Origin of the sequence: Cytobacillus firmus NBRC 15306, assembly GCF_001591465.1 — a bacterium.
Classification (GTDB): domain Bacteria; phylum Bacillota; class Bacilli; order Bacillales; family Cytobacillaceae; genus Cytobacillus; species Cytobacillus firmus.
In genome coordinates this window covers 49,179-63,374 of record NZ_BCUY01000016.1, presented here as the reverse complement: position 1 = coordinate 63,374, position 14,196 = coordinate 49,179, and the positions used below count along the sequence as shown (strand labels likewise).

The 14,196-nt window shown below is 42.0% G+C and carries 12 protein-coding genes and 1 pseudogene; 9 read left to right on the top strand and 4 right to left on the bottom strand.

Features of this window, described 5'->3' with window-relative positions:
• Positions 1–152 precede the first annotated feature (152 nt).
• From BFI01S_RS07165 to BFI01S_RS22360, 4 genes are all read left to right on the top strand, one after another.
• Positions 153–1,127, top strand: a complete 975-nt coding sequence (locus BFI01S_RS07165; RefSeq protein ID WP_172581935.1) for a PDDEXK-like family protein — start codon at positions 153–155, stop codon at positions 1,125–1,127.
• Between the two features lie 220 nt (positions 1,128–1,347).
• Positions 1,348–1,572: a hypothetical protein gene (locus BFI01S_RS23670; protein WP_061791989.1), complete on the top strand. Its 225-nt coding sequence runs from the start codon at positions 1,348–1,350 to the stop codon at positions 1,570–1,572.
• A 68-nt stretch (positions 1,573–1,640) separates the two neighbouring features.
• On the top strand, positions 1,641–3,587 hold the full coding sequence (locus BFI01S_RS23665) for a ligand-binding sensor domain-containing protein (RefSeq protein WP_174905242.1): 1,947 nt from the start codon (positions 1,641–1,643) through the stop codon (positions 3,585–3,587).
• 158 nt (positions 3,588–3,745) lie between these two features.
• Positions 3,746–4,894 carry a glucosaminidase domain-containing protein gene (locus BFI01S_RS22360; RefSeq protein ID WP_235831128.1) on the top strand — a complete coding sequence of 383 codons (1,149 nt, stop codon included), beginning with the start codon at positions 3,746–3,748 and terminating at the stop codon, positions 4,892–4,894.
• A 35-nt stretch (positions 4,895–4,929) separates the two neighbouring features.
• On the opposite strand, the gene BFI01S_RS07145 is transcribed toward BFI01S_RS22360, so the two are convergent.
• Positions 4,930–6,465 (bottom strand): polysaccharide deacetylase family protein, encoded by a 1,536-nt coding sequence (locus BFI01S_RS07145; protein WP_061791987.1) that lies wholly within the window; start codon positions 6,463–6,465, stop codon positions 4,930–4,932.
• A gap of 199 nt (positions 6,466–6,664) precedes the next feature.
• Between BFI01S_RS07145 and BFI01S_RS07140 the strand changes: the two genes are divergently transcribed.
• Positions 6,665–7,438 carry a hypothetical protein gene (locus BFI01S_RS07140; RefSeq protein ID WP_061791986.1) on the top strand — a complete coding sequence of 258 codons (774 nt, stop codon included), beginning with the start codon at positions 6,665–6,667 and terminating at the stop codon, positions 7,436–7,438.
• A gap of 35 nt (positions 7,439–7,473) precedes the next feature.
• Here the strand turns inward: BFI01S_RS07140 and BFI01S_RS23925 are convergent, their stop codons facing one another.
• Complete coding sequence (locus BFI01S_RS23925) at positions 7,474–8,421, bottom strand: L,D-transpeptidase family protein (protein WP_235831127.1); 948 nt, start codon at positions 8,419–8,421, stop codon at positions 7,474–7,476.
• A 159-nt stretch (positions 8,422–8,580) separates the two neighbouring features.
• Here BFI01S_RS23925 and BFI01S_RS07130 point away from each other — a divergent pair, with 159 nt between their 5' ends.
• Complete coding sequence (locus BFI01S_RS07130; RefSeq protein ID WP_115596815.1) at positions 8,581–9,360, top strand: DUF4309 domain-containing protein; 780 nt, start codon at positions 8,581–8,583, stop codon at positions 9,358–9,360.
• Positions 9,361–9,418: 58 nt separating this feature from the next.
• On the opposite strand, the gene BFI01S_RS23920 is transcribed toward BFI01S_RS07130, so the two are convergent.
• On the bottom strand, positions 9,419–9,766 hold the full coding sequence (locus BFI01S_RS23920; protein WP_235831129.1) for a hypothetical protein: 348 nt from the start codon (positions 9,764–9,766) through the stop codon (positions 9,419–9,421).
• Between the two features lie 9 nt (positions 9,767–9,775).
• Positions 9,776–10,492, bottom strand: a pseudogene (locus BFI01S_RS23915) (SGNH/GDSL hydrolase family protein); the annotation flags it as partial.
• A gap of 182 nt (positions 10,493–10,674) precedes the next feature.
• Here BFI01S_RS23915 and BFI01S_RS22355 point away from each other — a divergent pair.
• The 3 genes from BFI01S_RS22355 to BFI01S_RS07110 all read left to right on the top strand — a co-directional run bounded on the left by BFI01S_RS22355 (position 10,675) and on the right by BFI01S_RS07110 (position 14,125).
• Positions 10,675–12,489 (top strand): hypothetical protein, encoded by a 1,815-nt coding sequence (locus BFI01S_RS22355; protein ID WP_082804485.1) that lies wholly within the window; start codon positions 10,675–10,677, stop codon positions 12,487–12,489.
• 201 nt (positions 12,490–12,690) lie between these two features.
• Positions 12,691–13,440, top strand: a complete 750-nt coding sequence (locus BFI01S_RS07115; protein WP_061791983.1) for a YveK family protein — start codon at positions 12,691–12,693, stop codon at positions 13,438–13,440.
• Complete coding sequence (locus BFI01S_RS07110; RefSeq protein ID WP_061791982.1) at positions 13,424–14,125, top strand: CpsD/CapB family tyrosine-protein kinase; 702 nt, start codon at positions 13,424–13,426, stop codon at positions 14,123–14,125. The genes BFI01S_RS07115 and BFI01S_RS07110 overlap by 17 nt, the downstream gene beginning before the upstream one ends.
• The last annotated feature ends 71 nt before the right edge of the window (positions 14,126–14,196 follow it).

Below are 14,196 nucleotides of genomic sequence, written 5' to 3'. Positions count from 1 at the left end.
GTGCAGAATTCATAAACCAAAAACAACAAACTTTGAAAAAAGAGCCTAAATGAAAGAAGGCGAATCACATAGAAGTTCAGCAGAAAATTGATAAATTTATTGAGTTATTAGAAGATATGAAGCAATTTATCCAGCCTAAAAGAGAAAAAACCGTGTTTTCCATAGGTGGAAGAGGGCATTATGAAAATCCCATCAGTGATGTAATGGCTTTTTATTTGGATCCAAGTGAAGAGCATAATTTTGGGACTCTTTTCATATCAAGTTTCTTAAAAGTATTAGGGAAGAACTTAGAGATTATTGAAGAGAGTCCTATCGAAAAGATAGAACGTGAAGCAGTAACTCTCTCCGGGAACCGTATCGATATTGTTGCTGCAAGCGAGAATTGGGTTCTTGTTATCGAAAATAAAATATATCACTCTCTGCTTAATCCGTTAGATGACTATGAATTATATGTAAAGGCGAAATACCCTAATAAAGACCATATACTGGTTGTGTTATCGTTAAATGGTTTATCCGGCATTCCTGACAATTGGAATAACATCTTGTATCAAAAACTGATAGAAGAAATTAAAAAACAGGCTGGGCCTTTCATGTTCACCTCCAGTAATGCCAAATGGTCCTTTTTCTTAAGGGACTTTATATTGAATTTAGAAGAATTAATAGGAGAACAAAAAGTGGACAAACAATTAATGGATTTTGCGCAAAAAAACTATAGCAGAATGCTCGAGCTCATTGAGATTAAAGAACAATATATTGATTCCTTAAGAAGGATGTTTTCATCTGTTTTATTAGAGACCACAGGCAGCACTGTGATGGATAAGGTTCATAACTGGTCAAAAAGAACAGCTATACGATTCTATTGTCCCGATAAATGGGGAGAGAAAACAAACCTTGTTTTAGTGGTGCTTCCCCAAGGCGATTTCAAAATTTATTATTATGTTTACGGAATTGAAGAACAACATCATGAGGCTGAAAATAAAAGATTGATAATGAATGACTATAACCATTGGAAGGAAAACAAGGGAACAATATTATGCTATAAATCTGAAAAAAGATTTGATCTGGAAGGTGCAAAAGAAGAATTTACATTTGCTGCACAGCATCTGGAAGAATACTTTTCGTTCTAGGGTATAAATTTAATTATTGTTGATTCAGGCAGCGAAAGGGGAGTACTTATTAAACTGGATTTTAAGGAACGCATATGAAAAAAGCTCTGCAATCTGGCAGAGCTTTTAATATGGGCAGAGAGCTATTCTAATCTTACAATATGAAACTCCCAGAAGAGGCCCCCCTAATAAATAACAATCATATATAATACAAATATACTATAAAAAGGAGGATCCATGTATGAAAAAAGTACTAACGTATTTACTTATTTCCATAGTGTTACTGGGATTAGCTCATTCCCCTGCAAGCGCAGTGGGAGAATGCAATGCCTACAGAGAAGCCACAAAGATATGGTGGGATGGCGTGGAACTGAAAAAGGGCCAAATCGGCAGGCTTAATATCGAGAAGGATACACCCTTATTCAAGCTGGATGGCAATAAGAGAAAATCACTTCAAGAACTCTGAAAAAAGGGGAGTTCTACCGGATATATGCCTTTAAGCCAGGAATGCTGAGCGTCGGAGGCGGCTACTATGTGGACCGTGATGCGCGGGTCACCTATGAAACGCCAAGCAAGGCTAAATTAAATGGAGCAGAATGCATACATAATCGTTTTGTAAACTTGGGTTCGCAAATACATAATACAATTGCCATTACTGGTGCAGCCGGCTATGCGCCGGATGGGACAGCTCTCATGTATGTGCTGCTGCAGGGGGAGCCGGCCAAGTTTGTGGCGATCGATATTGTTAAGAATAAAGTGTGGGATGAAAAAACTTTGAATGGTGCTACAAGTGCCTGGGCAGTATCTGCAGACAGCAGCGGGAATGTCTGGATTGGCGGTACACCGAATGGGCATTTATACCACTATAGCTCTAAGACAAAATCGTTAACAGACAGGGGAAAGGCAACAGCGAAAGGGACATCAATCCATGACCTTGAAGCAGCAGGTTCAGGTACTGTTTTTGGCAGCACCTCCCCGAATGGAAGCGTGTTTAAATATGAAACCGGCAAAGGATTCACAGACCTGGGACAGGTTTTATCCGGAAAAACGTTAGCGAGAAGCCTGGCGTATAACGAAGAAACGAATACACTATTTGCCGGGGTGGGGGCAAAAGCCCAGCTGGTGGCATGGAATCTAACCACAAATAAAAAGCAGAGCATCCTTCCGGACAAGTACCAGGGTGAAACATCTGTTTACGATTTAGATGAAGAAAATGGCCTGCTTTTTGCCAAACTGGAGCCCAGCAAAAAGATCCTGGTGTTTGACAGCCGCACCTATGCTTTTAAGGAGGAAATTCCTGCGAGCTCCCGAGGAGTTTCACAGGTTAGTGCGGATGAGAACTCTGTCTACTATTCTCATGGCTATGCTCTTCGCACGTATAACCTGAGCAGCGGTGAAACAAGCAGCATACCGGGAACACTCAAAGGAACCGAAGCTGTTTCGATTGATTTGATCGATTTGAAGCATAAAGATTACCCGGGCGACTCAGTGGTTGGCCTTTTAGGTAATTCAGGCACTTATTTATTGTACAATCCAGCTAAGAATGAACTGCAGGTAAATAAGCTGAATCTGCCAAATCAGTCCATTCCGATCTACAATATAGAGCGGGGCCCTCGGGGACAGATCATCTCAAATGGTTTTGTCTCAGGGCAGGTAAGTGCATACAATCCGCAGACAAAGGAAACGAAAGAGCTTTTAAAAGTAGGCCAGGCTGAATCGATGGCAACCTTGAATGACAAGTTGTATTTGGGGATTTACCCGGGGGCTAATCTATATGAATACGATCCATCAAAGCCTGTTTCCGGCGGAAAACTTCTTCCGCTCTTTAGTATAGGCAACGGACAGGATCGCATTGTGGCTATGGCAACTGATGAAACAACTAAGAGCCTGTTCATGGGAACACATCCGAAAAACGGCGAAATAGGCGGAGCGTTAGCTGTATACAATCCGGCTTCCAAAAGCAAAACGATCCGGAGGAATATAGTCCCTGAACAAAGTATTGTATCGCTGGCGTCAAGCGGCGGCTATATTTACGGAGGAACTACTATTTTCAGCAATGGCAAAAATGAATCACAGAAAACAGCTGTATTCTTCCGTTTAAACAGCAAAAATCCAAACGGAAAAATAGAGCAAATACCGCTGCCTCTGACAAAGCCAAGGATGATTCATAGCCTGGCTGCTGCTCCTGATGGCACGATTTGGGGATTATCGGACGGAAACTTGTTTGCTTACGACCCAAAGACGAAAAAAACAAAAACAATGAACATCACCCCAGCCACGAGCGGCAGATTCAAAAATGGAACACTTGTGATTGGCAAAGATGGCATGGTATATGGGACTGTCGAGGAGAAACTGTTTTTGGTGAATCCGAAGACAATGAAAAAGACCATCTATCCGGGTGATGCTGCTTCCGACATTACAATGGATAACAGCGGGAATGTTTATTTTAAAAATGGGGCGGATTTGTGGATGTTTAGGTAAAGCTTCTCTCTTTTATAACAGATTTATTTGAAGGCTCATTTCTCTTTTAGAGAAAATGAGCCTTTTTGAATCTAAAGACCTATGATATATGTCACCAATAATTCTCATATTCTGCTATAATAGGAAAGTCATAATATGTAAATTAAGGAGGATTTTTGGTGCATATAAGATTTAAGTCTATTACTTTTGTCATAATTTTGGCTTTCGTGCTGAGCAGTTTTTCTTCCAGTTCTTATGCGCAGAGTCAAAATGAAAATATTGCAGGTTCACCGGTGCTGACTTCCAGCCAGATGGGGGATTTTGTTTTGATGCATAATCCATCTCCATTGCTGCAGGGAGTAACGATCTATCAGCTGGCTGATTATTATTTGAACATTGGACGGGCTGAGGGGATTCGCGGGGATATTGCGTTTGCACAGGCGATTAAAGAGACCGGTTACTTTAAGTTTGGCGGAGATGTCATTCCTGAGCAGAATAATTATGCTGGTATTGGCACAACGGGCGGCGGTGTGAAGGGTGCTTTCTTTAAGACTGCTGAGGAAGGGGTCCGCGCCCAAATTCAGCATTTAAAGGCATATGCTTCAAAAGAGCCGTTAGTTACGGAGAATGTGGATCCTCGTTTTCATCTCGTTACACGGGGGATTGCCCCAAAATGGACAGATTTGAATGGCCGCTGGGCTGTGCCGGGAAAAAATTATGGCCAGGAAATTCTCGAAATCTACAATAATATGGAGAAAATGACGATCCAGATTCCGAATGTGTCTTTGCCTTCCAATCATAAATTGCCGGTAGCAAAGCTGGTGCCGCGCAGAAATGTGACGATGTTTACACCTGGTGGCAAACCATATAACACACTGCAAAAGGATATTCATTACCGTGTATACGGGGTGAAGGGAACCTATTATGATGTGGGCGGCGGCTACCTGGTTAAGGGAGACAGCAGCAAAGTGGGAATTTATATCGGAAGAGTCTATATAAAGGATGTAAACATTCCTCTATACGGTCCGGATCACAAAATCAAACGATACCTGAAACGGGGAGAAACGGTCCGCGTTTACAGCTACGATCACAGCCGTTATGACGTAGGCGGCGGTTATTATATTAAAAAAGGAAGCAACCAGACCTATTATTTAGGTACAGCAACACTCAAGCAAAATACCGTTCTTTATGACAAGATAGGTAAGGCTGTCCGCACGCTTAAAAAGAATGAATCATACCGTGTTTATAAAATAGACAGCAGCAAGCTCGATCTTGGCGGCGGCTATTATATTAACTATGATAAAAAGATGATAAGCTATGTGAATTGAACAAAAAGCCGGCAAATTTTTTGCCGGCTGTCTTTTTATTTCAGCTTAAATTGATGCGGTGTCATGCTTTCATTCAATGGCGCCAGAACATAGCCGCGCTTCTTTAATTGGGATAACAGTGACGGCAGAGCATTTACTGTCGCTTTGCGGTCATGTATCAGAATGATGGGAGCCTGGCCTTTTTTCTCCTGCATATCCACATAATGAAGAGTGTAGTTAACATAGCTGGAGCTATTAAACTTCCAATCCATGCTGTCTACATTCCAATCCCACATGATGAAATGCTCTTTGGCCATCGCGTTTCTGTAGTTTTGCTTCATATAAGGGATGCTGCCATAAGGGGTCCTGATCAGGTTGCTGTTGACGCCGGTTACTTTCTTAATGGTATTTCTGGTTGTTTTCATTTCATTAACTGCTGTTGCCGGGGAGCGGTAAAATTTATTTTTATCATGAGTCACACTATGCGACCCGACCGCGTGTCCATCAGTCACCATACGTTTAACAGCTTTCGGGTATGCATTGATGTTGCCATTCACCATAAAGAAGGTGGCTTTGGCATTGTATTGGCTTAGAGTATCCAGCAGTTTATTTGAATAGATGGTCGGTCCGTCATCAATTGTCAGGTAAGCGACCTTCATTGGCTGGCTGGTCAATGATGTTCCGGGAATCCAGCCTTCCAGTCCCTTTCCTGCAGAGACTTTATACCAAATGTCCCCGGATCCATTCACGAACTCTGAAGTGATTTTCACTTGTTGACCATATGTAAGATTACTGACAGTTTTGTAAGATGCAGATGCTCCGCGCCGGATAGCAGCACTTTGATCTTTAACATACATGTAAGCAGAATAATTCACCTGGCTCGCAACAGAATCACCGGGAACCCAGCCGCTTCTCTTGCCATCTGCTATTCGATGCCAGACTTCTTTCCCGTTAATAAGCGTGCTTTGGATGGTAACCTCCTTTCCTTTCTTTAGTGTGTAAACTGCTTTTGCAGCGGATGAAGCTCCTCTTTTTACTTGGGTATCAGTTTTAACAAAAACAGGTTTGTTTAAATAGTTTCTCGTTCCCTCGAACAGCTCCAAATCCTGAAGCCTGGACCATCCTGTCACATTTCCATCGGACAAACGAACCCACATTTCCCCATCTTCACGGGTGAAGGTGTCCATGATTTTTACCATTACTCCATGCTTTAGATCCCCTGCGTGCTGATAGGATAGGGAAGCACCTCTTCTGATCGGAGTTTTAGCTGCTGAACTGGTAAAGTACTGGGCGTTAAGGTCCATTCTCCTGATTCCGGTATCTTTGATCCAGCCGGTTTCTCCGTCATATTTAATACGAAGCCAATGTTCATTTAAGGAATTAGTGAATTCACCTATAATAATGAATTCCTTGCTCTTAGAAATGAGTGCTTTTGCTTGGTATTGATCGCTTGCACCTGAATGCATGGTGACATTCTCTTGAGCAAAGGCAGAAGGGCTCAGGTCTGCCGCTGCCACCGCACTTCCTGCAAACGGCATGAGCAGAAAAGAGCAAATGATCAGCAAGATTAGCTGTTTTTTAATAATAGCCATCCCCTTTACTAGATTGATATAAAATATAATATAGGTAAAAATTACTATATTCAAGAAAAAATTACATAAATATAGGTATTTATTACTAGTAAAAAAGAAAAATACAATTGTTGCTGGAAAGATTTGAATGTATAATCAGCTTAATAACTTAGCAGATTACCAGATTTGCTGAGGTATAAATAGGATGGAAGGTAAGTGAATGAATATGAAAAAATGGTTATTTAGTATTCCGTTTGTATTAGTGCTTATGTTCGGCTTTAATGTCGATGCAGAAGCAGCTGAAGCGCCAATCGGTGTGAAATGGGGAAATTCCATCTTGATTAAAGGTCAAATCGGAAAAGTAACCATCTTAAAAGATACAGATCTTGTAAAAGAAGAAAAAGGGAAGCTTAATGTAATCCGCAAGCTTAAAAAAGGAAGCGAATTCCGCGTCTATTCCTATAAAGACCGTGATGGCGGAATTTACGGTCTAGGCGGCGGCGCTTTTGTAAAGAAAACGGCTTCTGTTAAGTATGAGACGCCTTCCCAGACAAAAAAGAACCAGATTGCACGCCTGAGCATGTTCCAGGAAGGCTTCCTTGCATCTGCAAAGAAAGGAATCCTCAAGGGCCAGCCGATTGCAGTAGGCGGATATGAAGATTTGTATGATGTGTATGATTATTATGGCATGTATCCAACTTGGGAAGGCTATATAGATGGCGGATTAGGCAGACAATTTGGAGATGACAGCAATTATCTTTATTATACGAGCGGAGAAAATGATTCAGAACTGACTGCAATTGATTGGTGGAATGACGATCTCGTTTTCCTGACACCTTACATCATTAAAAAGACCGTCGGTGTGCCGACTTCAGAGGGCATTGATGAGATGGAGCAGACATGGTACATGTATTACGACTGCGGTGACTACGATTTGTACTTCCTATTTGAAGATGGAAACCGATCCAACCTGGATTTCGTAAGACTTAAATAATAGGAAAAAGGAGAGCGTGTGAGTGCTCTCCTTTTCTATTCCATTACTATAATCGGCTTCTTAGCAGGCTCAAGCCACTGCAGAATTTTTGCCAATTCCTTTTCCTCAATAGCTACACAGCCTAAAGTGTAAGCAGTGCCGGAAGTTCTGATATGCAAAAAGATGGCGCTGCCTTCTCCTTTAATAATGGGATCTTCATTATATCTAATAACAACGCCGTATTTATAAAGAGGATGATTCATTCTTTCGAAAGATTTCCAGCGCGTATTCGGATTGCCGGTGTATGTGATCCATTTGTTATAGTCCGCTGAAGTTGCATCATCCACCCAGTAATCATTAGACGTTACAGCCTTAAAAGGGTAGCTCATGCTTGAAGGCTTCGGGCCCCACCCAAAAGAGGTTCCAAGCCTATAGGTCCCATAAGGGGTCCTGGCATCTCCCTCTTTGGTTTTTCCCATGCCTTCTTTCCCGATCACTGCCGCAATAGGCGAGGAAGACTGTATCCATTTTCCGTTTTGTTTCTGATAGGTTTGCAGAGTGGCGGCTGTCTTCACGGATGATTTCTTCACGACAATCATCTGCTGTGCTTCATTCTTCAGCTGTGTATCTTTCTGGTAGACACATGCCGCGATCTGCAGCTTGGTTTTAGAAGGAGTCTGGTAGCTGATCAGGGCATCACGCTTCACATACAATCCTCCTCCAACACTTAAAAGCCCCGGTTTAAAGGCGTACACCCGGTAAACCTCTCCTGCTTTTAAAGTGCGGCTGTAGCTCAGCTGATCTCCATTTAACTTATAGAGCGGAGCATCCTTAAGGACCGTGATTCTGCCGATTTGCCCGGGCCGAAGTTCAGCGCCATCCCACCAGACCTTTGTGCCGGTTCTGATATCATTGCAGTCTATGTCTGCAGCCTGAGCAGGATTGCTGTATAGCAGAGCGGCCATTCCAATTAAAACCAATAATAGCTTCACATATTTTGACATATATTCACCTCATTTTAGTCATAATCATACACGAAGAAGCATTCATAGGCATCTATCATTTGGCGTATTCAATATATTTTTAGGCACCTTTTCCTGCATTTTTATCTTCACACAAACATATGCATAACAGTAGGAATCAGGTTATAAGCAGGAGGTTTGATGATGAAGATAGGCAAATTACTAGTTATGTTTTCCCTTGCAATGGCTTTACTGCTGTTCTCCAATCAAGAGGCTCAGGCGGGATATGCCCCAATCGGTGTAAAGTGGGATAACTCCATTCTTATTCAGGGCCAGATAGGAAGAGTCACAATCCTTCAGGATACCGCTCTTTACAAATATGAAAAAGGCAAACTGATCACGATAAAAACTCTCCGAAAGGGAAATATCTATCGGGTCTATTCCTATAAGGATCAAAATGGCGGAATATATGGAGTAGGCGGAGGGGCCTTTGTTAAAAAATCCTCATCTATTAAATATGAGACACCTTCAAAAACGAAGCGGAATCAGCTTGCCAGAATCATCTTTTTCGATGAAGGAGATTTTCTAAAGCTGGCCAAACAGGGTGTTATGAAGGGGCAGCCGTTTTCACTTAAAAATGATGATTTGAATGATGTGTATGATCACTTCGAAAAAACTTCATCATGGGAAGGGTATTATGAGGGAGGGTATGGCAGGCAATTTGGGAACTATATTTATTTCACTGGCTGGGAAGACGATCCCGAATTTACAGCGTTCATGTGGGCTAATGATGGTTTGACGCCTTTAACGCCCTATATTATTAAAAATACAGTTGGAAAGCCATCCTGGGAAGGCATCAGCGAAATGGACGGACAATGGATGATGTATTACGATTTGGGCTATTATGAGGTTTATTTTTCATTTAATGGGGATAATCGCTCAGATTTGTATAGTATTTTGCTGAAGAGGAGTTACAGGTAGCAGGATAACTTTTAATATAAATTAAAAGGAGATGCCCCACAGCATCTCCTTTCCCATTTTACGGATTAACCAATTTCAGCTTCTCTTTCGAAGGCGTTTTATAGTTCACATAGCCATCCATCTTCGTTACAAAATACCCTCCGCCAACACTGTATTGCCCGCCGAAATTCCCGTCATAGCCATACACACGGTAAGTTTCGCCTGCTTTCAGTACCCGGACAGCTTTTAGCTTCCCGTCAGCACGAGTCCATAGGTTAATCGGTTTATCAATCATAAGTTTGCCGATCTGTCCTTTTTTCAGCACCATGCCTTCCCAGTAGACAACGGGAATCTCTTTATCCTCTTCCTTCGGTTCCTCAGGGGCAGGCTTTTCCGGCATTTCAGGGTTCATAAATGTCCAGAACAGGTCTGCAACAGCTTTATAGCCTTCTTCACTCAGATGCACATCCTGCGGATTCGGAAGGTATCCGATATTGGCAGCAATGGTTTGGGAAGTAGAGATATAACTAGAACCTGATGCTCCTGCAATCTTCTCAATAATCGTATTCAATACAGTCAATGAGTTATTCAGCAGCGGCTGATTTTGTGCAGGAAGGTGCGGTAATGGATTATAGTAGCCCATTATGTAAATCTCTGCAGTGGGGTTAATCGCTTTAATGGCCAGGATCGTATCTGTCAAATTCTGCTGGACACCTGCCATTGCTTTTTGAACTTCCGCTTCATCGAACGTAACCGCTCCTGTTGTGCGGTCAATCTTAAGCTGGCGAAGAAGATCATTGGCGCCGGCGTTCAAGGTGATATGAGTCGCTTTGCTAAGCTCGGCCTGGATTCCGGCATTTTGGCCAATCGTGACATTATTGCGGATATCGTCGAGGACCTGTTTGGATGTATAGCCGGACTGGGCATAGCTTTTAACAAATCCATCCAGAACACCAGCTTCTTTAAATTTGGCTGCGATAAAATCAGGATAGCCCTTTCCTATAGATCCGAATGGTGTCTGCCCGGCTGCCAGGGAATCACCCAGCGCTACATAATATACGTTTTTATTGCTATCCCAGAAAGCGGAAGCAGGACTGCCTAAACCTAAGATAAGCGCTAAAATAAGACAGATTTTTGTAACAAACTTGATCAATTAGAATCCTCCTTTTTGTAAAAATGGAATATATAACTATGTTACTAGACTTTTAGAACTATAACTAGAACAATCGTTGTGAAAATAACGACAAATAACGGAATATACCGACATCAAAAGGTGACATCCATATGGTATAATACCTACTAAATATGAATATTTTACCATTAAAGGAGAATTCAATGAGCAGCTTAAAACTATGGACGTTATTACTGGTATGTTTAATCCTATTAATTCCAATAAGTGCATCAGCAGAGGAGAGCTGCAACGGGATTAATAAGGGGCAGAAAATCTGGTGGGATGGTGTGGAGCTGAAGCCGGGCCAAATTGGACGTTTAACTGTTGCCAGGGATACCTATTTATATAAGCCTGAGGGTGAATTCAAGGTAACCGCACGTGTTCTAAAAGCAGGCGAGAAATATCGCATTTATGCTTTTAAGCCGGGTATGTTAAGTGTGGGAGGAGGTTTATATGTTGATCGGGATGCAAAAGTGAAGTATGAAACCCCATCTAAAGGAAAGCTTTCTAATCTAAAGTGTGCGAATCCGGATTGGTACAAGCCTGCACCTTCCCCGGTAAAACCCCCGAATGATGAAACAGAAGAGGAAACTCCCTCTCCCAAACCCCAGGAACCGGCAGAACCAATGACGTGGAAACTGGAGTACAAAGGGAAACAAAACGTGTCTGACAGGGAACTCGCACCTTATGACCTGAAAAACTTAAACACATATGAACTAAAGTTTGAGACCGGCTACCCAATTAAAATTTATGTAACAGATGACTATATTAATAGATTTGGTGAAGGGTATGCCTATGAAGAAATTGGCGAAATGATGGCCAGCCTGTCTGAAGTCCGGAAAATGAAGCCATTTGAAGATATGAAATCGTCCCTTCGGTTTTATTTCTATACAAATGAGTCACAGACATCGCTTCCAAAAGACAGCCAGGCTTTTGCCGGCTATCAGGATAATCGGAATCAGGGAAGAGATTATTATATTGTAATGAATGGCAGTACCATGCCTTATGATTTCCGTGCTACTCTCCAGCACGAAATTTACCATTATTTTGATCAGAATACCTATATCGGGCACCATCAATATCAAAATGTATTTCAGAATTACTGGGGTCCTGACTACCGATTCTGGCTGATGGAAGGTGCAGCAGAATATAGCTGTTATTTCCTGCACAGTTATCCTGAAAATACGAAGAATGGGCTGAGAAAACAGATGGTGCAGCCTGCAAAAGAAAGCATTATTGCCTATGCCAAGCAGCAGGGCGGCAATGAAAAAGATTTACTTTGGGAAAATGAACTGAATTCTTTCGACGATATTATGAATGCATCCGGGAATAACTATGGAATTACTCTTTCTCTATTCTGGTATTTGACTGAAATGTACGGCTATGAAAATATTTATCAATATGTGGAAGATGTTAAGAACACCTTCTGGCATCAATCAGCAATCAGCCAGATAGAAAAAGATAAAATGGCCAAAAAGCATTTCGGAAAAACTGAAAAAGATGTGCTGAATGACTGGGTGCAGTACTTTGATACATTTAATGGAGAACTTAAGAAACGGTTTGATATTAAGACCGGAACGGTTAACCATATAATGAATATTGATGACCCGTTATTGCCGGACAATATCCGTCAGGAACTTGAAGGCGGAACGAGCAGTGGAAAGCTTTTTGTTGTGAATTTAAAGGAGTGGAATCCTGATTATAATTACAAGCAAATGCATGAGTTCAGGAATAAAGCAACCTGGGAATTTGAACTGCGCGCTCCAGGCGAATTGTCTGTAAAAGCCCAGCTGACGGGCGGATTCTTCAGTGATTCGGTGTTAACAAACGGTGATGTTCTGAATGCCTGGTCCATTGCGATCCCTCCGGAAGAAGCATCCAAGCTCCAAAGCGGAATTGCGTATACCCTTCATGTCGATAACAATAATTCAGGATTTGAATGGGTGATTTCGGAGGAACTGACCATTACATTTAAATAAATTAATTCTAAAAAGGACTTCAGATCGGCTGAAGTCCTTTTTAAGTTTGACTCTAATATTGAAGACAAAAATATGAATAAAATAAATTATTAGAAAATAATTCCAACACCATCTTTTTCTATAATAATGAACTAATTGAAATATTTGTATGATATAATATTTCCTGGAAATGTCGAAAAAACATGACTTTTGGAGGATATTATGGAAGAGACAATAAGCCTGCGTGAATTGTTTGATACGCTGAAAAAGAGAATGACGTTAATACTTGTGATAACCATCCTGGCGGCCGCCATTAGCGGTGCTGTCAGTTATTTTGTGATTAAGCCAATCTATAAATCTTCCACACAGATTTTGGTCAGCCAGGCAGCGGCCGGCGAATTGGCTTCTCTGGCAGGACTTTCGTTTGATGCGGATTCCAAATATATAGAAACCTATAATGTCATTATGAAGAGTCCCTATATTCTGGACCAGGTCATCGAAGAGCTGAAATTGGATACGACTCCTGAAGCGCTGAATGGAAGTGTGAATGTAGCTCAGGAAGGCCAGTCTCAGGTTGTAACAATCAGTGTGCAGAATGGAGATCCGGCTGAGGCTGTCCTCATTGCCAACGAGATTGCGAAGGTATTCCAGCGGGAAATTTCCAGCCTGATGCGGATTGATAACATTCATATTCTTTCTCCTGCAGAGCTTCCTGAGAACCCTGTGCCGGTAAAGCCGCAGCCGGTTTTGAACATGGCGATTGCCCTTGTGGTCGGGTTAATGGCTGGTGTGGGTCTGGCGTTCCTGCTTGAGTATATGAATAACACGATCAAGACGGAACAGGATGTGGAAAAACTGCTCGAGCTTCCTGTTTTAGGTATTATTACAACCATCAATGATGATAAAACAGGTTCTCAGAAGCCGCGAAAACAGAAAAAAGTAAGAGGTGAGACGGTTGGTACTCAAGGCTAGAAAGACTAATAAGCAAAACAGCAAACGTTCATTAATTACCCATTCGGATTCCCGTTCACCCATATCAGAACAATACCGGACAATCCGTACGAACATCCAATATTCCGCGGTGGATGAAGATCTCCGTACGATTATGGTGACATCAGCCGGACCGGGGGAAGGGAAATCCACAACAGCAGCCAATCTTGCGGTAGTCTTCGCACAGCAGGGGAAGCGCGTGCTGCTGATTGATGCGGATCTCCGCAAGCCAACGATGCATTATACCTTTCACCAGAATAACCACAAAGGGTTAACCAATATTTTAACGAAGCAGGCAAACCTGAAGGATGCCAGTGTGGAAACGGATATTGAAAATCTGTCCATCCTGACGAGCGGACCGATCCCTCCGAATCCGGCTGAAATCCTCGGATCACAGTCAATGGATGGGATGATCGAAGAGGCGCTTGGTGAATATGATCTGGTGATTTTTGATACGCCGCCTGTATTGGCTGTAACGGATGCACAGATTCTGGCGAATAAATGCGATGGAGCCATCCTGGTCGTCAAGAGTGAGAATACGGAAGTGGAAGCTTCTTTAAAATCTAAGGAATTGCTGCTGAATGCAAAAGGCAAGCTTCTTGGTGTGGTATTGAACCAGAAGAAAGTGAAAGATAATCAATACTACTATTACTACGGTGGAAAATAAATTAATTCGACAAAATTCACCTATTTTCAATAAAAAGGAAATATTGTATGATATGTAGTTGGAGAATGCTG